Origin of the sequence: Butyrivibrio sp. NC3005 (assembly GCF_000424545.1) — a bacterium.
GTDB lineage: Bacteria > Bacillota > Clostridia > Lachnospirales > Lachnospiraceae > Butyrivibrio.
This window is the reverse complement of record NZ_AUKC01000014.1, coordinates 77,133-101,770: the sequence shown is the minus strand read 5'-3', so window position 1 is coordinate 101,770 and position 24,638 is coordinate 77,133. Positions and strand designations below refer to the sequence as shown.

Below are 24,638 nucleotides of genomic sequence, written 5' to 3'. Positions count from 1 at the left end.
CCGCCAGCGTTCATCCTGAGCCAGGATCGAACTCTCAGTTTTATATACTAATCATTCTCTGGTTCAGAATTACACTGACTTCTCAGAATAATTCTGCTCCGCAATTGATTTGAAATCAATTGGTGATTGGTGGCTATACCAATCATAATTTACCTTGTTAGGTTTTGTTCTCTGAATTTCTTTTGTTTCAATCTAATTGAAACGCTGGAATTTTCAGGGTTGCATTACTATTTAATTGTCAAAGTTCTTTAGTTTGTTGTGACTGTTTTGCTCGCCGCAACGTGTTATATCTTAACTCATTTTGGTTTGTTTGTCAACAACTTTTTTAAAATTATTTTCATCCGTCGGATTCAAACAATCAAGTTTGCCGCAGCGGATGTTATATATAATACCACCTTGTAATTCATTTTTCAAGTACTAATATACATTTTTTTATTATCTTTTTTTCGTTCAACGGGTTGTATTGCCTATTTCTGTCTTCATAATTTTATAGTCTCATAATTAACATATATCCCCATTAACTCACAGCAAAAATCTCAAATGCGAACTCGCAATTTAACTAAGTATTCCAGCTAAAACATATATCCAATCATCCCGATTTTCAAATTAGTTTTTATTGTTTGATTAACGTTATTACTCAAGCATTTTTACTCATTACTCATCCTTTTTACTTGCTTATAATTTTCAGTAGTGTTTTGGCCAAAATAAAAACTCCTTACTGATGATTATAAAGGTAATCAAAGTTTGTTTACCTTTTTTTGCTTAAATAATATGGATACCCAATGTGTCTAAACATCAGCGTATTTAAAACATCATTTCATATTTAATGAAAGCATCAAATCTAGGAAGCTTACACTTAACAACTCCTCTTGTTGATGCATCAATCAGACCTTTTTGAATCAGCCTTGCTCTATACTGAGAGAATTCATTTTTCTTCTTTTTAGTTAATTCCAGGATCTCATTTACTGTCATACTGTCTTTGGCTGCAATAAAAGACATATACCACCTATCAGTTTCTGATAGTTCAGACCATATCTTCTTGTATACGTAATGACTCAAAGCTTCATCGAACTTTGTAAGTACCTCATCACTTAACTTTTTATCTTCAGAATCCCAGAGATATTTTCCCAGGGCCTGATATGCAAAAGGATAACCTTTGGTAGTTATTGCCATATTGAGCGCATCTTCATGAGTTACTCCAAGGGTCTTTTCATATTTATCTGCTATGAGTGTAATGTTTAGAGGTTCCATATCATATTTAGGTGTTCGATATAAAAATGTAAGATCCTTCTCATTTTCCAAATTATAAATATTTTCATAAAGCCCTGCCATTATCAGGTATATAGGAAGTTCCTCTCTGATAATTATCTGAAAACAACTAGCAAATTCTTTCATGTAAGATGTGTTGGACACTTCATCTATTGTAACTAGAAGCTTTCTTTTTTCTTTTTTGATCTTGCGAAGTATTATTTCCAGTGCAGACTCAATATCAGCTACAGGTGGTTTAGACGAAACACTTACACCTATACCGAATTTTGAAAGATTGACACTAGCATCTATGAATTTAGCCAGAAAATCTCTGCTATCATAAAGCTTAGATACCAGACTTTCAATCATATTTCGAGCTGGATTTAGTCGTATAATTATCCAATCATCATATTTGCTTATTTTTTTCTCTATTGCAGTCATAGTAACTGTCTTGCCACTTCCCCTAGTCCCCGTCAGCATAAAGCACTGGTTCTGTGCATCTTCAGAAAGAAGTTCATCGGTAATTTCTTCTATTAAAATATCTCTATTTATATATAGTTTTGGAACCTTTCCAAAATTAATTGCAAATGGATTTTTTTCCATATAGTCCTCCGATTATAACAAAATATATACTTCTACGAAAATTATATACTGTTATATACTTTTCTTCAATCTATATACTGTTATATACTTTCTGATACTTATATACTTTTACATACTTTCACCACCAAATATATCCAAGCATAATCACACTAGATTAAGATATAAAGTTTTTACTCATTTTATCAAGAGCTACTCCAAATACTTCTGAATTCGAACTTTTTACCATGTACACCTCGATATCAGCCTTGGCCTGACTTATAGCAACAGATATCCTGTCTATTCTGTTGCTCACCGAGATAAAGCCTACTACTGCAACAATAATGTCTTCTTTAAAATATAAAGAAGCTCGTTCACCTATTTTAAGAGCAAGAAAGCATTTTTGTTTTTGACCAAACTTAGTTATATCCATATTTAGAGTTATATATCAGATTTTTATATAATTTCGAAGGAGCCGAACCTACATAATATAGATTCAGCTCCCTAATCATTTTATTCGCTTTATTTCATTTTGGGTAATCAAACTTTGTGAGGGTTTGTCAAAGTTTGATTACCCGATTATAACAATATCAGTAAGAAGTTTTATTAACGTAGCTCTATTTGTTTTAAATCCGCTGCGGTTACAACTGTAAATCTGCTCCTGCTAGGACCAGGAATTATAGACAGCACCGTGTTATCAAATCTACCTTTATATCTTTGTGTACCATCTAGTCCGCACAATACCCATTCTTCACTATTATAAATAGTAAACTGATCATCTGAAAATACTATGTTGGTATATGCCATATCAAAATAATGTGTAAGTACAAGTTTTCCGCTTGAATTATATACAAGAAATTCATATGCTCCTTTTTCAGAATTGCCTGCACACACTAACCCTACGTAATTATTACTATGGAATACACTTAGTATCTCTTTATTTGGTAGTAAGTTTGTTATAGGATTTTTGGGAACTTCTGCTCCTTTAAAAAAAAGAATTCTATCATCTGCAACTGCAAAATTAGTATCACTATTCAAAAACTGTTCAACCGGAATTACGCTTTTATCATAATTAAAGGAACTAACCATATTATCCGTTTTATTTTGCCCAACGTCTCCAAAATTAAAAAAGGTAACTTTAGTTCCTACCTGTCCGCTTTTTTCTCCCAGATAGGATATCCCCAAAAGCTGACCATTAGGAGATAATGACATACTAACCGGATATCCGCTATTGGCCATTGTTGCCTTTATTGTTGCAAGTTCTGTTCCTTTTGAATCATAAATGTTTATTCGAGTAACATTTCCATCCTTTAGAATAACCGAAACAACGCCCTGTGAGGATACACAGAATTCCTTTATTGGAAGATTAGTATTTATCTTTCCTTTACTTCCTCCAAGATTAGAAACATAGATTATATTTCCGTTTTTATCTCCAATTGCTACTGTCTCATTACATATTCTTACAATAGGCTGCTGCATTTCAAAGGATTGATCCCATTTAGCGCTTCCATCAGCGCCTATGCAGTTTGCTCCATCTTTACTGACTCTAAGAATGCAACTTCCAAGAGAATAGACGCTTACTCCATCCATTCCTGTAAGAGAAATACTGCTTAATTCTCTTGCCTCTGTATAGATTTTTTCTTTCCAATTTATATACACTACGACCACTATTGCCGCAGCAACTATCATTGTTAATATCGTTCGATAAAAAACCAATAACTTATGATTACGAATTTTCTCTTGATAAGAGGGTTCATCGTCTGATTCATCTACATATAAAAAGCTGTCATCAGCCATTTCATCTACTAGATCATCATCAATTTCTTCTGATATTTTTTTGTTATTTCTATAATCTCTGAAATTTCTGACTTCTGCCATAAATACCAACCTATTGTGTTTTTATTTTAGGTACAAATCGTTTTTAAATCACTTTTTTACAGCTATTACGAATTGTTAATGTTGTATGTTTTAAGCGAGTAAACAGCAGCCTATTATTCGCCGCTACTTACCCGCTTATAATTACTTTTAGATATCAACAATTACTTAAACTGGTAAATTGTTGTTGTATCATATACCTTATCTTTTCCGAAAACAGGACTTGGGAATGCTGGTGTATTGATAGCATTTGGGTAGTACTGTGTTTCAAGACAGAAACCATCTCTTGCTACATACTTAACATTGTCTTTTCCCACATTACTCTTTAAGAAATTTCCACTATAGAACTGAAATCCCGGAAGTGTTGTAAAACAGTGCATTGTAATTCCTGTCGCAGGGTTTGTTACACTAGCAAAGCTCTTCAACTCGGTGTTAACTGTTCCATCAGCATTTACCGCGCCATCAATAATGAAATTATGGTCATAGCCCGATGTGAACTTTAGCTGGTCATATTCTGCATCGATGTCTTTACCGATAGCTTTTGGTGATGTAAAATCCATTGGTGTTCCTGCTACGCTTCTGATTTCTCCTGTAGGAATAGACTTTCCATCCTGTACTGGTGTGAAATTTGATGCATTGAGCTGCATTACATGATCAAGGATTGATCCAGAATCCTGTCCTCCAAGGTTAAAGTATGCGTGATTTGTCATATTGATATATGTATCTTCATCACTTTCTGCATGATAATGAAGTTTTACTTCGTTTTCTTCAGACAAAGATACTTCGATTGTAAAAGTGCGATTTCCTGTAAATCCAAGGTCTCCATCAGATGATTTCAAAGTAAATAATACGCTGTTATCTTTTTCCTCTGCATCCCAGATTCTTTTGTGGAAACCATTGTCGAAATCAGTATGAAGGTTATTCTCGTTTTCATTTACGCTCATATGACATTTCTTGCCACCGATTTCATACTCTGCGTTTGCTGTACGATTAGCTACTGGTCCGACACTTGCTCCAAGAAATACATCGTTTACAAAATACTCTTCAAAAGGTTCGTATCCAAGAAGAACATCTCTTCTAGCACCATCACGATCTTTTACAAAAATACTTCTGAGATTTACTCCATAGTTAAGAACAGTAACCTCCATGTCGTTACTGTTTACCAGATGATACAGATATACTGGTGCTCCGTCTTTTGTTTCTCCCATAAACTCACGTTTAATACTCATGTCCCTCTTTTTACTAAAACAGTTTTGCTGTAATAGTTTCTCCCTTCTTACATAGTTTTATTATCAACTACAATTCAGTACGTCCTTCGAGCGCTCTTAAAAGTGTAACTTCGTCAATGTATTCCAAATCTCCACCAACAGGAACGCCACTTGCTATTCTGGTGCACTTTATTCCGGTTGGCTTTATCAGTTTGCTGACATACATCGCAGTCGTTTCGCCTTCAAGGCTTGATCCTGTTGCCAGAATCACTTCTTTGACATCTTCTGTTTGCAGCCTTTGTATTAGTTCTTTCAATCTGATATCCGAAGGTCCAACTCCCATCATTGGTGATATCACGCCCTGAAGAACGTGATATACTCCGTGATATTTCCCCGTTCGTTCATATGCTGCCAGGTCTCTGCTATTTTCAACGACCATTATTGTAGTATGATCTCTTTGCTCATTTGAACAAATAGGGCAAAGTTCTTCATCTGTAAGTGTACAACATTTTTTGCAGTAATGAACATTTTCGCGCGCAGAAGTAATCGCATTTGCCAATCTTTGTACTCGATCCACCGGCATATTGATTATATAGAAAGCCAGCCTTTGTGCCGACTTTCCGCCTATACCCGGTAATGATGAGAGTTCATCAACGAGTTTATTTACATGCCCGCTGTATAGATCCATTAGAATCCAAATCCTCCTCCAAGGCCACCTGTCATCTTGTTGATTGCCTCTGCACTTGCTGTCTCTGCCTGCTTAAGTGCTTCATTTACAGCAGCAACAATTAAATCCTGAAGCATTTCAACATCATCTGGATCAACTGCCTCTTTGGAAATCTTAATGGATTTTACTTCTTTTCCGCCTGTAACTGTTGCTTCAACTGCTCCGCCACCAGCTTTTGCTGTAAATTCCTTTGTCTCAAGAGCCTTCTGGTTCTCTTCCATCTGGCGCTGCATACGCTGCGCCTGTTTCATCAAATTATTCATATTACCTGGCATTCCTCCAGGAAATCCTCCACGTCTACTCATAAAAACCTCCTAAAAAATCATTCTTTTTCTCTAGCCATCTGCATAGAGAGATCTATTGCATCCTGACTTGGAATGTCCTCGTCTTCTGCATAATAACCTTCAGATTCAGGTGGAAAATCTTCATTTGCACCATCTTCAGTGTTATCATCATCTTTTTCTTCAAAGCCAAACTCATCATTTGGTTCTTCTATATCATCATTTATCAGAGTCTTATTCTCTTCAATTTCCTCTACAGTATCATCAATAGTCAACTCTTTATTTGTCTCTGAAACTGCATTTTCTTCCTGCCTTGCTGTTTCTTTAATAGTTTCTGGTGGAATCTCTTCATCCTCTGTCACTATGTCAAAATTTATAGCTGAAAGATTCGACTCAAGATCAACATAACTTGTGTTGAATTTTTCTCCCTTTGCAAGCGATTTAATTTCAACCGGCACTTCCTTTTGAAAATACTCGGCAAGTTCTTTTTCAAGTACGTCTTTTTGGCTAAGAACCATATTTCCACGAACTTCATTTGAAAAAACAAGCTGAAGTTTATTATCACTGCTCATGGAAAGCCTTGGTCTGTCTGCCCGAATATATGATCTTAATGCAGCATCTTTTATTCTATCAGCAAACGCTCTGAAATTTTCAACTACTTTTTTTATGTCATCAGGAACTGCTCTATCAAGTTTTAGAGGCTCACCTTTATCTTCCTTAACAACGCCTTCTGCTTTGGAGGAAGATACTGCTATTTCACCGTTTTGAAGCTGCTTCATTATTCTTTTGGTCTGTCCGACATAATCTTCGAGAAGCCTAATTCTATCTTCCAACGCCTCAGATGAATCTTTGTCACTTTGAGGTCTACAAAGCCTTATCAGAGTCATTTCAATCAGAATACGCTTTTGCGTGGCAAAACGCAAATTTGAAGACAATTCAGAAAAGACACTAATATAACGCATTATTGTATTCATCTGAGCTTTCTTTGCAACTTCTTTCAAAACAACAAGATTATCACTAGAAATGTCTATTACATCTTCTACATTATCTGCTGTCTGAATGAGCATCAGATTTCTAAGATACCAGACAAAGTCATTAACAAATTGTGTTAGTTCTCGCCCTTTTATTACGACATCTGCTAAGACTTTGAGAGAACTTTCTGCATCTGCGTTGTAGATTGCCTCAAACAAATCATTAAAAACTGATGTATCCACTGCGCCTAGTACATTCAATACTTTATCATAGGTGAGTGTTTCTCCAAAATTAAAGGCTATGCATTGATCCAAAAGACTAAGTGAATCACGCATTGAGCCATCTGCAACTCTTGCTATATATCGAAGTGCTTTTTCTTCTGCATCAATCTTCTCTGCAGAAGTGACTTCTTTTAATCTGTCTTCTATAGTGTCTATTGTGATTCTGTGGAAATCATATCTCTGACACCTCGACAGAATTGTAATCGGTATTTTTTGTACTTCTGTTGTCGCTAATATAAAAATAGTATATTCCGGAGGCTCTTCAAGTGTTTTCAAAAGCGCATTAAACGCGCCTGTTGAAAGCATATGCACCTCGTCTATTATATATACTTTTTTCTTTGCCATTGTAGGCGAATATGACACTTCATCAATTATCGTTCTGATGTTCTCGACACCATTGTTTGATGCAGCATCGATTTCAACTACATCCACACATCGCCCCTCGGCAATTGCTCTGCAGGTCTCACATTCACCGCAGGGATTGCCATCATGTGGATTCTCACAGTTTACAGCACGTGACAAAATTTTGGCAACCGAAGTTTTACCTGTTCCACGGGTTCCGCAGAACAGGTAAGCATGTCCAACTCTATCTGACATTATCTGATTCTTTAATGTTGTAACTATGTGGTCTTGTCCTTTGACATCTTCGAATGTCGGTGGACGAAATTTTCTATATAATGCAACGTATGCCATAAAAAAATCCTATCATTTATTATTTAATCGCCAAAGGATACTCCTAGCATCTTGGCTTCTTTTATGATGCTGGCATCTGCTGGAACTTTTTTCAGCTTGCCGGCTATGTCCTGAAGCGGAACTTTAATAATTTCCCGGTTCTTGTATGCTACCATGTAGCCATACTCTTTGTCTAGAATAAGCTGTCCTGCCACTGCTCCTAGTCTACTGGCAAAAACTCTATCATATGGATCTGGTGCTCCACCTCTTTGCATATGACCAGGAACTGTTACTCTAACTTCTCTTCCAGTCTTTTTCTGTATTTGATCTGCAATTTCAAAAGAAACAGATGGGAACTTGGAATTTTCGAGTTTCTTTTTATATTCTTTCTTGGAAAGCTTTGCATCTTCTTTTGAAATTGCTCCTTCTGCTACTGCCAGAATTGTGAATCTTGAGCCTTTTTCAGCTCTTTTCTCTATAGCTTTGACAATACTGTCTATGTCATAAGGAATCTCTGGAAGAAGTATTACGTCAGCGCCTCCTGCAAGACCTGCATTAAGCGTAAGCCATCCAACTTTATGTCCCATTACTTCAACAATGAAAACTCTTCCGTGAGAATCAGCTGTTGTATGTATACAGTCAAGAGCGTTGGTTGCAACATCTACGGCACTCTGAAATCCAAAAGTCATATCTGTGCCCCATAGGTCATTATCAATTGTCTTAGGAAGCGATACAATATTAAGTCCCTCTTCTCTAAGCAGATTTGCAGTTTTCTGTGACCCGTTTCCGCCCAATACGACAAGACAATCAAGCTGTAATTTGTAATAGGTCTGCTTCATGGATTCGACTTTATCATTTCCATTTTCATCAGGCTCATGAATTGTTTTAAAAGGAGTTCTGGAAGAACCAAGAATTGTTCCACCTCGTGTTAGTATTCCAGAAAAATCATCAGCTGTAAGCATTCTGAAATTACTATTTATAAGCCCTTTATAGCCATTCAAAAAGCCATAAATTTCCATTGGCTGTCCGCTGTTTGCAAGGCATTTTACAACTCCGCGCATAGCAGCATTTAAAGCCTGACAATCTCCACCACTTGTAAGCATTCCAATTCTCATCATTTTAACTCAACCTCCTACTTTTGAAAGCTGAATAGTTCTCCTTTGCAGTAAACGCCAAAGTATTTTCTGCTATCTGTGAACTTTACCCTTAACACGTTACTATCCACCTACTTATTGCTCATTTACGCAACCATAACACTACTTTTTATTATAACATGTTTTGGTATATCTTGACGAAGACTTTATTTAGGTAATATAATGGTAAATGCGCGAGCAAACTGCTTAAAACAGCTTGTTTTGCGACTGCTATATATCAATCACTTTTACATGCAGAGCTACTCAAGAGGTCCAAGAGGGAGCACTCGAAATGCTTTAGGCCGTTTACGGTGCGTGGGTTCGAATCCCACGCTCTGCGCTTAGAACAGGTTTCCTTATGTGGTAACCTGTTCTTTTTTGCTATTTCATTTCAAATCACTTCTAAAATCATTTGTTTTGAGTGAACAATTCAAGTTTAGAAATAAAATCTTCCAAAATATATCTTGAATCAACATCAGTATATATTCTTACATTTGGATTATCATCTTTTTTCTCAGACGAAGTATCTTCCAAAACGTGCGGTGCCTTGACTGTTAAATAGTGTCCACAGCCTGGATTAACAGCAATTGCTATAGCCGGTGAATCTCCTAGAGACCAGCTTTCTCCCTGTGTCCAACCTGCAAATTCAGAGCTATTATATGCTATAAGATTATCGCAAAGATGCTTTCCAATTTGGCCGCACGGACGCACTCTTTTTACTATTTCTGCTATCCCGATATTGATTGTAATATATACATTTGAAGGAACCAGCCATAGATTCGTCCCACTTTCCAGTATATAGTTTGCCGCCTCTATATCATTTCCTGCATTAAACTCTCTAAAAGGTGCCTTGCACGGTGCCTGTCCATGTGTTCCTATCCATATTACTGTTAGTTTTTCCTTTATTTCCGGACACTTTTTAAGAGCAAAAGAAACGTTGGTAATCGCTCCCTGGCACAAAACATACAACGGTCTCTCGTCATCTTTTAGCGCTTCTTGTATGATAAAATCCACCCCTTCAGATGTAACATCATCATCTTTTAATGCTCCTCTTTGACCTTGAAAAAAAGGTACTTTTATTTCCATTGCATCAAGTATAGTCTGGATTTCTTTATAGCTTTTTTCCATAGAGCCTTTTTCATTGAAGTGTTCTGCAACAATTCCTTTTACTATGAGCTTTGGACTTAGAAGCGCATGAACAATTGCAAATGGATCGTCTGCCTCGCAAGCTGCATCAGTATCTACTATCACTCGTATTTTCTTATAATCCGGAATATCAAACGCTGTTAAAAAGCTTTGAAATTCTTTACTATTCCCCATATATCCTCTTTTCTTTTTATCAGAATCCAAGCTCGTCATTAACCATAATTACGCTTATTCTATCTGCATGTCTGGAAAAACGCGTAATAAGAAACTGGCAGCAAATTGTATCAGGAGATTTGCAGTTCATGCAAGATCCCGTTTTTGCACATGGTGTTGAAAGTCCAAACCTCTGAGCATTGATTGGCGCTGCTACATTTCTAGCTCTTTTCATAGCTCCATCGACATCATCACAGACTTTGTTCATCCCTATGATAAAGAGTACTTTTTTGGGTCCCTGGGCTATAGCTGATACTCTGTTTGCATTTCCATCAATATTTACAAGCACCCCGTCCTCAGTAATTGCATTTGCACTTGAAAGGAAAAAATCTGCATCATATCCTTCAAGCATTGCAGCTCTTTTATCTGCTGCCTTATCTCTATCTATAAAGTTATAATCTCCATTTTTTAATTCATCTACAAGACCTATTTCATGTGCGCTGAGTGCGCCGCCCATTGCGATTTTGCTCTTTTTAGGGATCAGAGAAAGAGCTATTTTAAGCGCTTCTTCCTTTGATTGAGCATAGTAACCTTTCATGTTGCGTGATTCAAGTCCAGAAATTACTTTTTTTGCAAGAAGTTCGTTTCTCTTAAATATATTTTCATTCATAGTCCACACCTCGTATCTAAAATAATAGTAACCGGTCCGTCATTTACGGATTTAACTTTCATATCTGCTCCGAATACTCCGGTTCCAACTTCAAAACCTCTAGCCTTACATTCTGCTACTACCAGTTCATACAGCGGATTAGAAATTTCTGGTCTGGCAGCTTCTGTAAATCCTGGTCTTCTTGATTTGCAGTCAGCAAAAAGCGTAAACTGACTTACTATCAAAAGTTTTGCTCCTGCATCCTTTGGATTTATATTCATTTTGCCATTTTCATCTTCGAATACTCGTAATCCGCAAATTTTATCTGCTGTTTTCTTTGCATCTTCTTCTGTATCATCTTTATGTACACCTAGAAGAACAAGGAAGCCTTTTTCAATTGCAGAAACTTCTTTGCCATCTATTTCTACTGATGCTGATATTACTCTGGTTACTACAGCCCTCATTATAATTTCCTTTCAGACATTTTCTAGTTCTCATTCATTAGTTTTTCACCGTAAATAAGTACTGCATTCCTTACGCATTCTTCGCATGGGCATAAAGGTTTTCCATCTGTCATTGCCTTTAAATCACCACATTTAATAGCCTTGCATCGTCTGCCAAATTCCTCTTGAATACTCCTGGTAACCGCAAGAGTTCCTTTTCCTTTTGTTTTAAGTCCAGCTATCATGCCAGCTCCGATTAAAGCACCGCAAGTTGCCTGAAGATTGCCCATTCCTGCGCAAAATCCAGCAGAAAGCTGTTTAAGTTCTTCTTCGGAAAGGCTTGTTTCATCAGCAAGAGCTGCAGTAACTGCCTGTGAACAGTTATACCCACCTTGCGTTTTTAACCAAACTGCTTTTTCAGCTCTTTCGTTTATAGTCATATAGCTCTCCTTTTTCATGAAAAAAAATTGAATATTTGCCCTTTTAATATTAAACTACGTGACTTTTTTCTTCAACTACTGGTATTAATCTGGAATGTAAAAAAGATGTATTTTGGCAATTTTGTTATCATCAGTTTGACTATATACTCATTCTAACTTAATCGAAGGAGGCATATAATGAATACTGAATATACTCAATACGAACTTAACAAGGGACTGGCACAGATGTTAAAAGGCGGAGTAATCATGGATGTCACTACACCCACACAAGCAAAAATAGCCGAAGAAGCAGGTGCTTGCGCTGTAATGGCACTCGAACGCATACCGGCCGATATTCGAGCAGCCGGAGGAGTATCAAGAATGAGTGACCCCAAAATGATTAAAGGAATTCAAGAAGCTGTGAGTATTCCTGTTATGGCCAAATGCCGTATAGGTCATTTTGTTGAAGCAAGGATTTTAGAGGCGATTGAAATAGATTATATTGATGAATCAGAAGTTTTATCACCTGCAGATGATGTTTACCATATTGATAAAACGACATTTAAAGTTCCTTTTGTTTGCGGTGCAAGAGATTTGGGTGAGGCACTGCGAAGAATAAATGAAGGAGCTTCTATGATTAGAACAAAAGGAGAACCCGGCACAGGGGACGTAGTGCAAGCTGTTCGCCACATGCGAAAAATGAATTCTGAGATAAGGAAAGTCGTTTCTTTATCCAAAGATGAACTATATGAAGAAGCCAAAAAACTAAGTGTTCCATACAATCTGATTGCATATGTTCACGAAAACGGCAAACTTCCTGTTGTAAACTTTGCTGCAGGCGGCATAGCCACTCCTGCAGATGCTGCTTTGATGATGCAGCTTGGTGCAGAAGGTGTTTTTGTAGGTTCCGGCATTTTCAAGTCTGGAAATCCTCAAAAAAGAGCTGCTTCAATAGTTCAGGCTGTTACAAATTATAATGATGCAAAACTCATAGCAAAGCTTTCAGAAGACTTAGGCGAAGCGATGGTGGGAATTAATCCAAGCGAAATAAAGATAATCATGGAAGAAAGGGGCATATAAATTCAGATGAAAATAGGAGTACTCTGTGTCCAAGGCGCTTTCTTAGAACACGAAAAAGCATTGCATAAACTTGGAGTAGAATGCGAAGAAATCAGGCAGGAAAAGGATTTCAAAAATGTCGATGGAATCATTCTGCCTGGCGGCGAAAGTACTGTTCAGGGAAAACTTTTGTGCGAGCTTAACTTATTCAATAACATTAAAACAGAAATATGTCACGGATTACCTACTCTAGCAACCTGTGCAGGACTAATTCTTCTGGCAGAAAAAATAGAAAATGATAATGCCACTTACCTCAAAACTCTTCCAGTTACTGTAAGAAGAAACGCTTACGGAAGACAACTAGGCAGTTTTGAAGCAAATGGAGATGTTGATGAAATAAAGGATTTTCCAATGGTATTTATCCGCGCTCCATATATTACAAAGTTAAACGAAGGTGTGGAAATCCTTTCATCTATAAACGACCATATTGTAGGTGTAAAATACCAAAATCAAATTGGACTTTCTTTTCATCCTGAATTAACAAATGATATGAGAATTCATGAAAAGTTTCTTTCAATGGTTTAGTATTCTATAGGTTATTGTTTTCATCAGGAAAATCAATAACCGTACCAGACCAAAATTTGGCGTCAAGACAAATTTTGTCCTGCGAAGCAGGATTCTTGCTGATGATTATCCTAAATCTCAGCAAGAAGTCATACTTTATTGTTTCTATATAGTCCGTTTTACTGTTTGTATATTTCGTCGCAGACACGCTTTCGCTTGATTATAAACGTAGTGGTACGTAATGCGCTAAAAAACAGCCTTTTTTAAATATTTTTAGATAAAAAAATGGAGCCACCAATGTGACTCCATAAACCTCTCTTATAATCGTGCAAACCTTACCTGCAATATACCTTTATAGCCTCATAAGTAAACGCTCCCGTGCCATCTCCTCCGACCTTATCTATATTCTCTGTAAATTCTCTCCGCCGCAGGCATAAGCTTGTCCTAATCCAGAAAGTATCTTGTTATCGCACTTATAGAAATAATCAGTGATATAATCCTGTAGAAATCGTATACTCTATAATGCTTCCTCAATTATATTGCAATCTATTAGTCCTTGAAAAAAATCTTTCATTTCGCTCACATCTGCCCCTTTTATATTTTTCACTTCCTGCTCCCACTGACTATATGACTCTATGTTGCCATTATGAATAAGATTAATTGCTTCGAAACCCACTTCATTAAACTCATATACCTCCATTTTATCTAATGAAAACAAAGATTTGTCATCTTCTCTTACTATTAATTGATTATTTAATCTGTACATTTTCTTTCTCCAAATACAATTTTTTTTACCAATAAAGTCTCTGAAACAACTGCAAATAACATAAGCATAAAAAGATTCCCATTCATGATAATCTCTTTATTTTTGAATATCACATTCAAATTGACAATCTTTTCAGTAATTGACTTTGATGACTTTTTTTCAAACTTTTCACCAATAAGTTTCAATTCTATGTGACTCAATTCATGTAATATCGCAAAAATTTTGTCATCATCTGATATCTTAGAATTAACTAGAATATAATAGTTTCCTTTGTAATAGTAGTTCACCGCTCCACACTTTGTTAACTCATGACTAATATCAATTTTTACATTATACTTTTTGCATTTATCCTCAAGATATTTGCGTATCTTTTCATTTTTGCAATACATAAATCTGCTCCGAAGTTTTTCCTATATATGGGCGCCTATCATACCAATCATATTTCTTTACACTTGTAAAGTCTGATTTAGTAACATAATAGTCCATTTCTTTTGGGAAATATAACCTAACTTTTATATCCATATTATACTCAGGACTCTCAGCATCCTTATCACCTTGTTTATTGCAATAAAAATATCTATATTTAACACTATTTATCTGAGTTGAATAATCATACTTAGATTTTTCATCAGAATAAAAATATTTTTTACAACTTTCTTTGTAATACACATTGCCGTCATGCCATTCATTTTCATCATGTACTAGAAATGAAAAAATAGGGTTTAGAATATCAAATAACAAATATCCGTTGGGTTTTAGCATAGAATATAAATTATTCAACAGATTCTCCATATCTTCATTTTCTTCTATATGGTTCAACGAATTAGATGGAATAATAATTACATCATATCTTTTTTCAGTTTTGTATTCTCTCATATCCGCTTCTATAAGATTAATCTTTGATTCTTGCTTCATAGCAAAAAAGCTTTTTTTCCTATCTAACAATTCCAGCATTTCTTTAGAATAATCCAGTGCATCTACAGTAACACCTGCAATGTTTTCTACGATTATTCTCGTTAATCTTCCTGAGCCACATGCCATCTCTAACACTTGCATACCAGATTTGATATACTCTTTCCACAGTTCAAAATCATCATCATAGTTATACATATCATCATAGAATTCTACCAATCTATAGTTATCATACAAATAATCATTTTTCATAATACGTCTTAATCCTTTCAAAATCTTTTAATATATTACCGATACATAATCCCTTTTCCATGTTATAAACATTGCCATCCGGATATAAAATAAATTTATCTTCTGCACGTTTTCTCTTATACGCAATGTCAATATTTGCCCATCCATGAACATTATTTACATCAACAAATTCTTTCACTTTCCTATAAACATCTTTTTTATCAGAAACACTCAATTCATGAAATTCAGTGTTTCCATCTATATTTTGCCAAAATTGCAACTTTATCTGATATGCATTTAACTCTTTGAACAGTATCAACATTTCGTTTAATCTCGACACATTCTCTTTTGCTAAACATGTAGCAATATTAACCCTGATACCAACTTTTTGCATTAGTTTTATGTTTTTTATAATCTCCGCAAAGCTTCCTTTTTTTCTAAAAATAGCATTTTCTGACTCATTAGTCCCATCAAGACTTACCTGAACACATCCCACTTCTGCTTTTTTTATCTGACCGATAATTTTATCATTAAGTTCAATTCCAGATATTCCTAATACTGGAAGCATTCCTCGGCTACGTATTTCACGAATATAATCAAAACAGTGAGGGTGTAAAATAGGATCTCCACCTGAAATTGCAACTATATAACACTTCATATCAGTTAATAAATCCATCGCAGCTTCAAAACTTTCATCATCCAAAAAAGATGGAGTATAATTGTTAACAATCCCACAATGCTTACAATTCATTGTACATGCATTTGTTAAATATACTAAAGCTCCCCTGGGAAACATACTCACACCTCATCATATCTTATTATTTTTTTCTCATTTTTCTTAAATACTAATATAGACAATATCAAAGCTGCATTTATCAATACTATATAGATAGATAATGCAAAACGCATACTTCCTATATTTGTCAGAGCAGACGATATATATAATGATATTCCTGTCAATATACTTATTCCACAGTACATAACAGACATAAGTGAAACTCTGTTTCCGCTATTAGTATCAATATATCTGTTTACCTGCATATACAAAAAAGTTCCCATCAATCCCCTCTGCACTTGTTGTATTAAAATAAATACAACAACAGTATAATTTCGCATTATTCCAATTCCTAAAGTAGAAATGAATTGTAATCCAATAATCACAGTGTACATCATAGAAATCGATAAACTTTTCCGTATTTTTTTATATAAAAAAGCCGCCCCCGCTGATACAAGACTATATATTGCACTTGCATATCCTAAAAAGAATACTGGAATATTTGCCTCTAATAAAATAGGTTGGTAAAACGAAAACATTACTCTTGAACATGATGATAATATAGTCACAATAAATATAATAAATATTACATTTTTCACCTCAGATTTATTAGGTAAATCAATTGTTTTATTATCATATTTTTTATAATCTTCAAGAAGAATTACAGAAGCTATCAAAGTTATAACACATACCGCTAAATCAAGGATAACAGGCAATGTTACCTTATATTCTACCAAATAACCCGATGCAACAGCATATAATATAGAAATTACAAACCCTATGCCACCTGTTTTTGCCTGTAAATATTCATATTCATCTTTGCATTTATTCAACTCATATGTTTCATATAATACTGATTCTGCTACACCAGATTCTAACGCACCAAATATGCCATATATACATGCAACAATAACTGCCCCCCAAAAACTTGCACTAATAATCAAAACAATCATTCCAACGATAATAGCTGTTTGTGATATCACTAATGCTTTTTTTCTACCAATATAATCAGCCACAATACCGCTTGGCATTTCACAAATAGCCATTATGATAAATAAAATCGAATCGCAAATAAGATATTCAGAGGTTGTCAGTCCCATATATTGAGTATAAAAAACAAAAATAACTGGTCCTATAAAACCTTGGAATTGAAGTAAAGCCTTCAGTATCAAAAATAGATTTGCTTTTTTTATTGCATTCATTTAAGCCATTCTCCTATAATCAGTAAAGTGATTTTTACTAGTTAACATACAACCATCAAATGGTCGTTGTCTCCATTTTTTAAGTTCAAGATCATTCTGCCATATATATTTGATACTATGTTCATTATCTATATGTAATTCACTTTTTACATGATCACATAACAGGTCACATGGTGATACTGTCATGTCACTATTAATCATTGTCATATATTCACCAGCGCCACAATTAATTGCACTATGAAATACCGGTAGTATGATATTTTTATATCCGCTGTATTCAGAAAATTTATTTTTTAAAAACTGCATATCCTTTTCATCTAATCTCAATCCGTTTATATCATCTCGTATCGGTATATATATTTCAAATCTCAAAGCTGCAACTCGTAAATCATTAGCAAATTTCACCATATTATCAATATCTTTACAATTGGCATGATTTAACGTATTAGCCAGCACAACGTTTATGCCTGAGGACACTAAAAATCTTATATTTCTAACAATATGTTCAAATGTCCCACAACCTCTTATATAATCATTTTGTTCCGAGTTATAACCTTCTAAACTAATTTGTATAGTTGATATTCCATTCTTTTTAAATAACGAAATAATATCTTTTGTAATAAAATAACCATTAGTTGCAATCTCAGTTTCAATACCTTTTTCATGAAGACTATTAATAATATAAATGAACTCCTTTGCCATCAATGGTTCACCACCCGTTATCGCAACACAACCAACTCTTTCTTTATGGAGTTCTTCAATAATCATATTCGCATTTTCTCGCGATATTTCTTTTTTTCGCTGACTTCTATAACAATGCTTACATGAAAAATTACATTTATCTGTTATCGCCCATTTGACTATTAGAGGAAATTTCATGTTTACTTCTCCATTGTTCTTCTTAAAGGGACTGTGAATCTTTTTCATAGTCCCTCAATTATTTTTGTTGCGAACAGCAAAAGTATGCATCCGCTAGTGATTTATAGTGAAAGACCGCTTATTTTTGTCTTTCACTATAAATTATACTAAAGTTGTTCTTCCCCATGAATTCATGCATCCAGCAACCTTAATAACCTTAAACATAGGTTTCATAGTTTTTTCCTCCTTCAAAATCATTTTAACGCGTTACAGTTTTACATTTTATATTATTACCGTGCTAAAGTCAATCGTTTTTTCACACAATTTTGCTTTTTTCTTTATTATATTTTTTCTGTTTTTTGTAATTTTTTTTATAAAATCAAAAAATACATCCTAAGCATCGATAATATGACTAAAATACCAATCAATCCCCACGTAGTGACATTCTATATTTCACACACTACGCAAACTAAACTAGATTACGCCCATAAAAAATGGAGCCACCAATGTGACTCCATAAAACTCTCTTATAATCGTGCAAACCTTACCTGCAATATACCTTTATTCAGTATTGTCACTATCTAGTACCTTTTTGTTTCTAAATAAATTAAACATTTAATCATATATTCCAAATGAAAAATAATAAATTTTCTGTCTTAAAATGCTTAATAATATAATTTAATATATATTTTAGAAAATTAGAAAAGGAGATGAAACATATGGTTATGTTTTTAAAGTTAAGAAATATCTAAAAGCATGAAACTTATAGAATAGTTTCATGCTTCGATTAACTCGAAACGAAAACTATTTATATAAGGAGAATCGAAATGATATTTCAAGACAATATAATCAAAGAGTATTTACGCAACGTTTATTTTATTTCAGGCACTGCTTGCGGTGGCAAAACAACAGTCACTAAAGCACTCGGTGAAAAATACGGTATACCCGTATATGTTATTGATGATCAGTTTACAGTTCATCAGCTCATGTCAGACAAAGAGCATCAGCCTACCATGAATACCAGATTCAGAGACGCAGATGAGTTCTTTGGAAGAAGCGTAGAGGAGTACAAGAAGTGGCTTTTAGGAAATAAGAGGGAGCAGCTCGACTATGTACTATTTGATTTGATCAAGCTTTCAAGAGATCAGATTATCTTGTGCGATCTTCACATAGTTTTAGAGGAAGCTGACCTAATTACAGATCCTTCCAAAATTGCTTTCATGATCTCCAAGCCTGAAAACATTGTGGATACATATTGTAATCGTCCAGATCACAAACCGTTCAGCGATTTTATCCACAGCGCAACTGATTACGAAAAAGCCAAGGCAACATGCGAGCAGACTCTGACTGAACTAAACATTGAAGCATATAACTATATCAAACAAAGTAATTACTTCTGGGTTGAACGTGATAACAACAGAAGTGTTGAAGATACCGCTGCTTTAGTTGCAAATCATTTCGGATGGCATCTTCCTAATGATCTGTCTATAGAAAAGGTTGATAAAGGAACTGATCTTGCAAATCAGCTCCTATCTTTTATAGAGAACTGTTCATGGAATGAAGCAAAAGATCACATTGCAGATCTTGTAAGAAAATGGTAATTCACCGACTGGGAAACGATGTTTGTTGCAAAGAGCAAGGACAAAATAATAGGAATGGTATCTGCCATGAAAGAGGATTATTATCCTCTACCTGATATTTATCCTTGGATATCCTGTGTATTTGTATCTGAAGAATACCGCGGACAAAGAATCAGCGGAAAGCTGATTAATCATGCAAATGCATATCTGAAAGCGCATGGCTTAAAAAAAAGCTATATTCCTACACCTGTAGAAAATGTAGGATTGTATGAACACTACGGATATTCGTTTGAAAAGGAGATTACTAATTATAGTGGCGATAATGATCTTCTGTATTCAAAAGATATCTAACGTCTATTAAATTAAAATAGGCTTATATTAAAATAAAGGGTCGGAGTAAAATCCGACCCTTTCCCCATTTCTGTAGTTTTAGCAAATTATAAAGTGGATATCTCAATCCATTAGCAAATCCCCCGACTTAATACTTCATATTTGAAGAATCGGTACTTATGAGGCTCTCACAAACTGAGCGGAGTACAGCTCGTAGTAAGCGCCCTTCTTAGCCATGAGGCTCTCGTGATTGCCCCACTCCAGAATTCCACCATCGTCAATGACAAAAATCTTGTCTGCTTTCTTGATGGTTGAAAGTCTGTGAGCCACCACAAAGGAAGTCCTTTTTTTAAGAAGCTCTTCGATTCCCTGCTGAACCAGAATCTCGGTTCTGGTGTCAATGCTGGCTGTGGCCTCGTCCAGAATCAGTATCTTGGGATCAGTCAAAAGAGTTCTAGCAAAAGCTACTAGCTGTCTCTGGCCGTTGGAAAGTCCTCCGCCCCTTTCGGTTATGACTGTGTCATAGCCCTTCTCTAGCTTGATGATGAAGTCGTGAGCGTGCACCGCCTTGGAAACTTCTATCATTTCTTCATCAGTGGCATTCGGTCTTCCGTACTTAATGTTGTCCCTTATGGTTCCGGAGAACAGGTAGTTGTCCTGTGTCATGATTCCAAACTGATTTCTAAGAGACTGGACGGTAACCTTGCTGATATCATATCCATCCACCAAAACTCTTCCCGCCTTGGTGTTATAGAATCGGCTAAGAAGGCTTACGATGGTGGTCTTTCCTGCACCGGTGGGGCCGACAAGCGCGATAGTCTCGCCCTGCCTAGCTGTAAAACTCACGTCGTGTAGAATGTCCACATCAGGCTCGTCCGGATAAGCAAATGTAACATGATCAAATTCCACATCGCCATTGATTTCAGGAAGATCGATGGCCTTTTCGCCATCCTTTACCAAAGGCTCCATGTCCATGATTTCATAAACCCTTTCTGCAGATGAGAGGTTGGTTATAAGCTTGTTGTAGTAACTTGCAAGGTTCCTTATGGGACTAAAGAACATTCCAAGGTACAATACAAAGGCTGATAGCGTTCCTAGTGATTCCTGAGTCACGCCAAGCCTGGTGATAGCAAGGTAATACAGTGTTGCTGTTCCGAGACCACCTGCAATCTCAATAGTAGGACTGTACAGGTCAGCTATGAGCACCGCGGATCTAAATGCATGGATAACTTCGTCTACTATTCCATTGAACTCTCTCGAGGATTCCTCCTGAGCGTTGAAACTCTGTATTACCGATACTCCCTCAATGCCCTCGTGGATAAATGCTGTCATATTGGAGTCCTTCTTCTTCCATTTTTGCCATCTCTTGTGGGCAAGGATCTCGCATAAGAACAGTCCCAGCATGATGATGGGAACCGCTACTGCCGCAGAAAGAGAAAGGACTGGGCTCTTAACAATCATTATTGTAAGAATCGCCACAAGACTTATAGCCTCAGGAAATAAGGTTGTAATTGTACTGGAGAGAACTTCCTTTAGGGCATTTACGTCACCGGTTACCCTGGCTAGGATTTTGCCCGAAGGTCTCTGATCAAAGAAATCCACTCCAAGTTCCTGAATGTGAACGTAGAGCTTTCTTCTGATGTTTTTAACCATATCATTGGAGATGGTGGCCATTATGCGCCTCCATATTCTGTTGGCTACGTAGTGTATAAGAGCCATGGCTACCATAATGCAAGCCATAATGAACAGTCCTTTTACATTTTTGTCTATAATCTCGTCGTTTATTACTTTTTCAATCAGCAGAGGATAAGTGGTTGAGATTGCTACAGTAATCAGTATAAGCATTGTTACCAGTACAATCTTTCCCTTGTATTCCAAAAGATTTTTAAGAAGGCGCCTTAGTACATCAATCTTTAGGGTCTGCTTTAAGTCCTCATCCTCTCTGGTGCTGTTTATTGCCATATAATATCCCCCTTCTTATTATTCACAGGCAGCCATAGCTTTGTGATAGTCGCCATACTGAGCCTCATAGGTGCTGTAATACAGACCTCCTTTTCTGATGAGCTCAGCGTGGGTTCCTCTTTCGGCCACCTTTCCATTTTCAAGTACAAGGATCTCATCAGCATCCTTCACTGATGAAATCCGGTGTCCTATGATGATCTTGCTCATATCATTCTTTTCCTGAAGTTCCTGCTGAATTGCAGCTTCAGTTTCCATATCCAGTGCGGATGTTGAATCATCCAGTACCAGAAGATCTGCCTTCTTGGCAAGAGCTCTTGCGATAGAAAGCCTCTGTTTCTGTCCTCCGGAAAGGCCGATACCTCTTTCTCCGATAACAGCATCATAACTGTCGGTAATCTTCTCAACGAACTCCTTAGCGTGAGCACTCTTGATGGCAGACTTAACGGTTCTTACATCCATAGTGTCCTTGAATCCCAGTCTGACGTTCTCAGTGATTGTATCTGAGAAAAGAAATACATCCTGCATTACAACTGAAGAGAAGGCCCTTACATCGCTAAGAGGCATCTTCTTGATTTCTTTTCCCTCAATCTTGATGCTGCCACTTGTGACGTCGTAAAACCTTTCAATGAGGTTTACGATGGTGCTCTTTCCTGCACCGGTGGCCCCCATTATTCCAAGCGTCTTGCCTTTCTCCAAGTTAAAGCTGACGTCTTCTAAGATTGTTTTGCCATCTATTTTAAAGCTCACATGGTCAAATCTAATCTCACCAGGCTTGTTACCTTCCTTAAGTAGCTCTTTTGCCCAGGTATCTGTAATCTCCGGCTCGGTCTTCATAACCTTGTTAATCTTCTTGTATCCTGCAAAGCCTTGGGAAACCTGAGAAAGCATCCATCCAAGATTTTCAATTGGCCATACTATCTGAATAGAGTAGGCCACAAATGCCACCAGAGTACCGTAGGTGATGCTGCCCTTAATGGCAGCGTAACCACCGATGGTCACCACCAGAACCTGCATAATCTTGGGGATTAGACCTATAAGAGGATCGCTGTCCGCAAGATCGGAAGCAAACTGCTTGTTGGCATCGCCATAGGCTTCGTTCTTCTCATCAAACTTCTTCATCTCAAGACCCTCAGCAGAGAATGCCTTTACAGTCCTGACGCCTGAGATATTCTCTTCAACAACCTTGGTGAGAGCAGCATTTCTTTCGCTGATTTCGTCGTAGTCCTTGCTAAGCTTTTTCTCAAGATGAAGAGCCACGTATGCAAGAGGCGGCATGAATGCCAGCGGCACTATGCTGAGTTTCCAATTCAGAGCAATCATACAAAAGACAACTCCGATGAAGTAAACAGTAGCTTCCGTAAGGAGCATACCTACAAAGCCCGTAAGATCCCATACTGATCCGGCATCGTCCTTGACTCTTGCCATGAGCTCGCCGGTGTTGGTCTTGTCAAAATAACCCTTGTTTAGGGAGAATATGTGCTTCATCATTTCTTTTCTAAGACCGGACGCCACACGGCATCCTGACATGTCACACAAAAATTCCTTAACAAACTGGAAGAAGGCTCTTCCAAGGCCTGCTGCAACGAAGAGAATGATATCTCTCCTGAAAATATCCATATTTCCGCCCACGATGACATCGTCAACCATGGACAGGGTAACGAAAGGCAGCATTACATCAATTGCGGTGCTACAGATTAGAGCGATTCCTCCAATCAGGTATCGCCACCAGTTTCTTATCAAATACTTTTTCATTGTTTAACCCCTCTATCTACAACCCCACGGGTTGTACACATTATCAGTTAGCCTGTTGCCTTCAATATCCCATTACATAAAAAAGCGACAGGATCGGAGACCCTATCGCCTAGTTATCGTCTGTAGCACATCGCGCGCATGTACCCAAAAATATAAAAGGCGTGGTCTCCTGAGCGGATACCACGCCAAAATATGCCTAATATAATTACTTGGCAAACTTCTGCGAGGTAACCACAATTACCATATTCAGTCCATCAATATATCTAGTCTTAATCATTGCGTTTACCTCCTTTCTGAAAAAGTTCACATTGTAACAATCAAATATTACGTTATGCCATTTGAAGCTCTTTGTCAATACAATATTTAAAATTTACAGTTTTTCCACTCAAGTTCCCTAACCTGTACTAGAACGCTCAACCCAAATTGGAACTTCATTAATTTCACAAATCCTTCTGAAAGTATTTACCTCCGTCATCCATTCCGTATAAGGATTTGCACCATCATCTCCTTCGAGATTATCGTCGTGACAGTCAAAATCGAAAACTAAAAAATTGATGGTTTCATCTGGAAACATCGGATATAATCCTATAACATCCGAAACATCCTCTTTCTTCCCCATCAAATGCTCATATAGCACTTTTCCTTTCAATTCTTTGTATTTTTGATTTTTACATTCTCCACAATTATCTTTTGCTTCCCTTTTATAAGAAATGCCAGCCTCATCAAGAAGTCCATGCAAATATTCAATTTCTTTTTCCAATTGACTTATTCTCAATAAGTACTGCTCTTCATTCATAAATTTTTATCCTTCCGCTACTTCTGACAACAGAATGACAACAATCGAACAACGCCTGTAATCTT

General features: G+C 36.5%; 25 protein-coding genes and 1 tRNA gene. 5 read left to right on the top strand and 21 right to left on the bottom strand.

Annotation, left to right across the window (positions count from 1 at the left end; genetic code table 11):
- Window positions 1–804 precede the first annotated feature (804 nt).
- The 8 genes from G634_RS0105175 to G634_RS0105140 form a co-directional block, all read right to left on the bottom strand.
- Window positions 805–1,851, bottom strand: a complete 1,047-nt coding sequence (locus G634_RS0105175; protein WP_026504394.1) for an ATP-binding protein — start codon at window positions 1,849–1,851, stop codon at window positions 805–807.
- 154 nt (window positions 1,852–2,005) lie between these two features.
- Window positions 2,006–2,260 (bottom strand): hypothetical protein, encoded by a 255-nt coding sequence (locus tag G634_RS0105170; RefSeq protein WP_026504393.1) that lies wholly within the window; start codon window positions 2,258–2,260, stop codon window positions 2,006–2,008.
- Between the two features lie 173 nt (window positions 2,261–2,433).
- On the bottom strand, window positions 2,434–3,705 hold the full coding sequence (locus G634_RS18090) for a DUF5711 family protein (RefSeq protein WP_051233696.1): 1,272 nt from the start codon (window positions 3,703–3,705) through the stop codon (window positions 2,434–2,436).
- 161 nt (window positions 3,706–3,866) lie between these two features.
- A complete protein-coding gene (locus G634_RS0105160; RefSeq protein ID WP_026504392.1) occupies window positions 3,867–4,931 on the bottom strand; it encodes an aldose epimerase family protein in 1,065 nt (354 codons plus the stop codon).
- Window positions 4,932–4,998: 67 nt separating this feature from the next.
- A complete protein-coding gene (gene recR / locus G634_RS0105155) occupies window positions 4,999–5,598 on the bottom strand; it encodes a recombination mediator RecR (RefSeq protein ID WP_026504391.1) in 600 nt (199 codons plus the stop codon).
- The gene (locus G634_RS0105150; RefSeq protein WP_026504390.1) at window positions 5,598–5,942 is read right to left on the bottom strand and encodes a YbaB/EbfC family nucleoid-associated protein; all 345 of its coding nucleotides are present in this window, start codon (window positions 5,940–5,942) and stop codon (window positions 5,598–5,600) included. Before G634_RS0105150 ends, recR begins: the two co-directional genes overlap by 1 nt.
- A gap of 17 nt (window positions 5,943–5,959) precedes the next feature.
- On the bottom strand, window positions 5,960–7,864 hold the full coding sequence (gene dnaX, locus G634_RS18085) for a DNA polymerase III subunit gamma/tau (RefSeq protein WP_081676497.1): 1,905 nt from the start codon (window positions 7,862–7,864) through the stop codon (window positions 5,960–5,962).
- A gap of 23 nt (window positions 7,865–7,887) precedes the next feature.
- A complete protein-coding gene (locus tag G634_RS0105140) occupies window positions 7,888–8,961 on the bottom strand; it encodes a 6-phosphofructokinase (RefSeq protein WP_026504389.1) in 1,074 nt (357 codons plus the stop codon).
- 269 nt (window positions 8,962–9,230) lie between these two features.
- Between G634_RS0105140 and G634_RS0105135 the strand changes: the two genes are divergently transcribed.
- Window positions 9,231–9,316, top strand: a tRNA-Ser gene (locus tag G634_RS0105135).
- Window positions 9,317–9,384: 68 nt separating this feature from the next.
- On the opposite strand, the gene G634_RS0105130 is transcribed toward G634_RS0105135, so the two are convergent.
- From G634_RS0105130 to G634_RS0105115, 4 genes are read right to left on the bottom strand one after another with little or no spacing between them, the layout of a single operon-like run.
- The gene (locus tag G634_RS0105130) at window positions 9,385–10,296 is read right to left on the bottom strand and encodes a nucleoside hydrolase (protein WP_051233695.1); all 912 of its coding nucleotides are present in this window, start codon (window positions 10,294–10,296) and stop codon (window positions 9,385–9,387) included.
- A 19-nt stretch (window positions 10,297–10,315) separates the two neighbouring features.
- A complete protein-coding gene (locus tag G634_RS0105125; protein ID WP_026504387.1) occupies window positions 10,316–10,945 on the bottom strand; it encodes a lactate utilization protein in 630 nt (209 codons plus the stop codon).
- Window positions 10,942–11,388, bottom strand: coding sequence for a D-aminoacyl-tRNA deacylase (dtd, locus tag G634_RS0105120; RefSeq protein WP_026504386.1), 447 nt, complete (start codon window positions 11,386–11,388; stop codon window positions 10,942–10,944). The genes G634_RS0105125 and dtd overlap by 4 nt, the downstream gene beginning before the upstream one ends.
- 23 nt (window positions 11,389–11,411) lie before the next feature.
- A complete protein-coding gene (locus G634_RS0105115) occupies window positions 11,412–11,807 on the bottom strand; it encodes a C-GCAxxG-C-C family protein (RefSeq protein WP_026504385.1) in 396 nt (131 codons plus the stop codon).
- Between the two features lie 177 nt (window positions 11,808–11,984).
- On the opposite strand from G634_RS0105115, the gene pdxS reads away from it, so the two are divergent.
- On the top strand, window positions 11,985–12,866 hold the full coding sequence (gene pdxS / locus G634_RS0105110) for a pyridoxal 5'-phosphate synthase lyase subunit PdxS (RefSeq protein ID WP_035798974.1): 882 nt from the start codon (window positions 11,985–11,987) through the stop codon (window positions 12,864–12,866).
- Window positions 12,867–12,872: 6 nt separating this feature from the next.
- The gene (gene pdxT / locus G634_RS0105105) at window positions 12,873–13,430 is read left to right on the top strand and encodes a pyridoxal 5'-phosphate synthase glutaminase subunit PdxT (protein ID WP_026504383.1); all 558 of its coding nucleotides are present in this window, start codon (window positions 12,873–12,875) and stop codon (window positions 13,428–13,430) included.
- Between the two features lie 496 nt (window positions 13,431–13,926).
- Here the strand turns inward: pdxT and G634_RS0105100 are convergent, their stop codons facing one another.
- The 6 genes from G634_RS0105100 to G634_RS0105075 are packed head-to-tail and all read right to left on the bottom strand — an operon-like array spanning window position 13,927 to window position 18,174.
- Window positions 13,927–14,175 carry a hypothetical protein gene (locus G634_RS0105100; protein WP_026504382.1) on the bottom strand — a complete coding sequence of 83 codons (249 nt, stop codon included), beginning with the start codon at window positions 14,173–14,175 and terminating at the stop codon, window positions 13,927–13,929.
- Entirely contained in the window at window positions 14,163–14,564 is a 402-nt protein-coding gene (locus G634_RS0105095; RefSeq protein ID WP_026504381.1) for an ImmA/IrrE family metallo-endopeptidase, read from the bottom strand. Before G634_RS0105095 ends, G634_RS0105100 begins: the two co-directional genes overlap by 13 nt.
- Entirely contained in the window at window positions 14,548–15,339 is a 792-nt protein-coding gene (locus tag G634_RS0105090; protein ID WP_026504380.1) for a class I SAM-dependent methyltransferase, read from the bottom strand. Before G634_RS0105090 ends, G634_RS0105095 begins: the two co-directional genes overlap by 17 nt.
- Window positions 15,329–16,114 (bottom strand): radical SAM protein, encoded by a 786-nt coding sequence (locus G634_RS0105085; protein WP_026504379.1) that lies wholly within the window; start codon window positions 16,112–16,114, stop codon window positions 15,329–15,331. Before G634_RS0105085 ends, G634_RS0105090 begins: the two co-directional genes overlap by 11 nt.
- A 2-nt stretch (window positions 16,115–16,116) precedes the next feature.
- Window positions 16,117–17,295 (bottom strand): MFS transporter, encoded by a 1,179-nt coding sequence (locus tag G634_RS0105080; RefSeq protein WP_026504378.1) that lies wholly within the window; start codon window positions 17,293–17,295, stop codon window positions 16,117–16,119.
- Window positions 17,296–18,174, bottom strand: coding sequence for a radical SAM/SPASM domain-containing protein (locus G634_RS0105075; RefSeq protein ID WP_242826769.1), 879 nt, complete (start codon window positions 18,172–18,174; stop codon window positions 17,296–17,298).
- A gap of 806 nt (window positions 18,175–18,980) precedes the next feature.
- On the opposite strand from G634_RS0105075, the gene G634_RS21520 reads away from it, so the two are divergent.
- Window positions 18,981–19,754 (top strand): ATP-binding protein, encoded by a 774-nt coding sequence (locus G634_RS21520; RefSeq protein WP_242826768.1) that lies wholly within the window; start codon window positions 18,981–18,983, stop codon window positions 19,752–19,754.
- Between the two features lie 18 nt (window positions 19,755–19,772).
- Entirely contained in the window at window positions 19,773–20,084 is a 312-nt protein-coding gene (locus tag G634_RS18075) for a GNAT family N-acetyltransferase (RefSeq protein ID WP_242826767.1), read from the top strand.
- 156 nt (window positions 20,085–20,240) lie between these two features.
- On the opposite strand, the gene G634_RS0105060 is transcribed toward G634_RS18075, so the two are convergent.
- The 3 genes from G634_RS0105060 to G634_RS0105050 all read right to left on the bottom strand — a co-directional run bounded on the left by G634_RS0105060 (window position 20,241) and on the right by G634_RS0105050 (window position 24,573).
- The gene (locus G634_RS0105060) at window positions 20,241–22,025 is read right to left on the bottom strand and encodes an ABC transporter ATP-binding protein (RefSeq protein WP_026504376.1); all 1,785 of its coding nucleotides are present in this window, start codon (window positions 22,023–22,025) and stop codon (window positions 20,241–20,243) included.
- A gap of 18 nt (window positions 22,026–22,043) precedes the next feature.
- Window positions 22,044–23,777 (bottom strand): ABC transporter ATP-binding protein, encoded by a 1,734-nt coding sequence (locus G634_RS0105055; RefSeq protein ID WP_026504375.1) that lies wholly within the window; start codon window positions 23,775–23,777, stop codon window positions 22,044–22,046.
- Window positions 23,778–24,171: 394 nt separating this feature from the next.
- On the bottom strand, window positions 24,172–24,573 hold the full coding sequence (locus tag G634_RS0105050; RefSeq protein WP_026504374.1) for a TOTE conflict system archaeo-eukaryotic primase domain-containing protein: 402 nt from the start codon (window positions 24,571–24,573) through the stop codon (window positions 24,172–24,174).
- Window positions 24,574–24,638: the final 65 nt, after the last annotated feature.

What these genes read in the sequence shown, in the direction of transcription:
- G634_RS0105080 (WP_026504378.1), bottom strand. Translation starts at nt 17,295, where the DNA reads ATGAATGCAATAAAAAAAGCAAATCTATTTTTGATACTGAAGGCTTTA.
- G634_RS0105125 (WP_026504387.1), bottom strand. Translation starts at nt 10,945, where the DNA reads ATGAATGAAAATATATTTAAGAGAAACGAACTTCTTGCAAAAAAAGTA.
- dtd (WP_026504386.1), bottom strand. Translation starts at nt 11,388, where the DNA reads ATGAGGGCTGTAGTAACCAGAGTAATATCAGCATCAGTAGAAATAGAT.
- G634_RS0105115 (WP_026504385.1), bottom strand. Translation starts at nt 11,807, where the DNA reads ATGACTATAAACGAAAGAGCTGAAAAAGCAGTTTGGTTAAAAACGCAA.
- G634_RS0105060 (WP_026504376.1), bottom strand. Translation starts at nt 22,025, where the DNA reads ATGGCAATAAACAGCACCAGAGAGGATGAGGACTTAAAGCAGACCCTA.
- G634_RS0105170 (WP_026504393.1), bottom strand. Translation starts at nt 2,260, where the DNA reads ATGGATATAACTAAGTTTGGTCAAAAACAAAAATGCTTTCTTGCTCTT.
- G634_RS18075 (WP_242826767.1), top strand. Translation starts at nt 19,773, where the DNA reads ATGTTTGTTGCAAAGAGCAAGGACAAAATAATAGGAATGGTATCTGCC.
- recR (WP_026504391.1), bottom strand. Translation starts at nt 5,598, where the DNA reads ATGGATCTATACAGCGGGCATGTAAATAAACTCGTTGATGAACTCTCA.
- G634_RS0105050 (WP_026504374.1), bottom strand. Translation starts at nt 24,573, where the DNA reads ATGAATGAAGAGCAGTACTTATTGAGAATAAGTCAATTGGAAAAAGAA.
- G634_RS0105090 (WP_026504380.1), bottom strand. Translation starts at nt 15,339, where the DNA reads ATGAAAAATGATTATTTGTATGATAACTATAGATTGGTAGAATTCTAT.
- G634_RS0105095 (WP_026504381.1), bottom strand. Translation starts at nt 14,564, where the DNA reads ATGTATTGCAAAAATGAAAAGATACGCAAATATCTTGAGGATAAATGC.
- G634_RS0105100 (WP_026504382.1), bottom strand. Translation starts at nt 14,175, where the DNA reads ATGTACAGATTAAATAATCAATTAATAGTAAGAGAAGATGACAAATCT.
- G634_RS0105160 (WP_026504392.1), bottom strand. Translation starts at nt 4,931, where the DNA reads ATGAGTATTAAACGTGAGTTTATGGGAGAAACAAAAGACGGAGCACCA.
- G634_RS21520 (WP_242826768.1), top strand. Translation starts at nt 18,981, where the DNA reads ATGATATTTCAAGACAATATAATCAAAGAGTATTTACGCAACGTTTAT.
- G634_RS0105175 (WP_026504394.1), bottom strand. Translation starts at nt 1,851, where the DNA reads ATGGAAAAAAATCCATTTGCAATTAATTTTGGAAAGGTTCCAAAACTA.
- pdxS (WP_035798974.1), top strand. Translation starts at nt 11,985, where the DNA reads ATGAATACTGAATATACTCAATACGAACTTAACAAGGGACTGGCACAG.
- G634_RS0105055 (WP_026504375.1), bottom strand. Translation starts at nt 23,777, where the DNA reads ATGAAAAAGTATTTGATAAGAAACTGGTGGCGATACCTGATTGGAGGA.
- dnaX (WP_081676497.1), bottom strand. Translation starts at nt 7,864, where the DNA reads ATGGCATACGTTGCATTATATAGAAAATTTCGTCCACCGACATTCGAA.
- G634_RS0105085 (WP_026504379.1), bottom strand. Translation starts at nt 16,114, where the DNA reads ATGTTTCCCAGGGGAGCTTTAGTATATTTAACAAATGCATGTACAATG.
- G634_RS18090 (WP_051233696.1), bottom strand. Translation starts at nt 3,705, where the DNA reads ATGGCAGAAGTCAGAAATTTCAGAGATTATAGAAATAACAAAAAAATA.
- G634_RS0105140 (WP_026504389.1), bottom strand. Translation starts at nt 8,961, where the DNA reads ATGATGAGAATTGGAATGCTTACAAGTGGTGGAGATTGTCAGGCTTTA.
- G634_RS0105150 (WP_026504390.1), bottom strand. Translation starts at nt 5,942, where the DNA reads ATGAGTAGACGTGGAGGATTTCCTGGAGGAATGCCAGGTAATATGAAT.
- G634_RS0105075 (WP_242826769.1), bottom strand. Translation starts at nt 18,174, where the DNA reads ATGAAATTTCCTCTAATAGTCAAATGGGCGATAACAGATAAATGTAAT.
- G634_RS0105130 (WP_051233695.1), bottom strand. Translation starts at nt 10,296, where the DNA reads ATGGGGAATAGTAAAGAATTTCAAAGCTTTTTAACAGCGTTTGATATT.
- pdxT (WP_026504383.1), top strand. Translation starts at nt 12,873, where the DNA reads ATGAAAATAGGAGTACTCTGTGTCCAAGGCGCTTTCTTAGAACACGAA.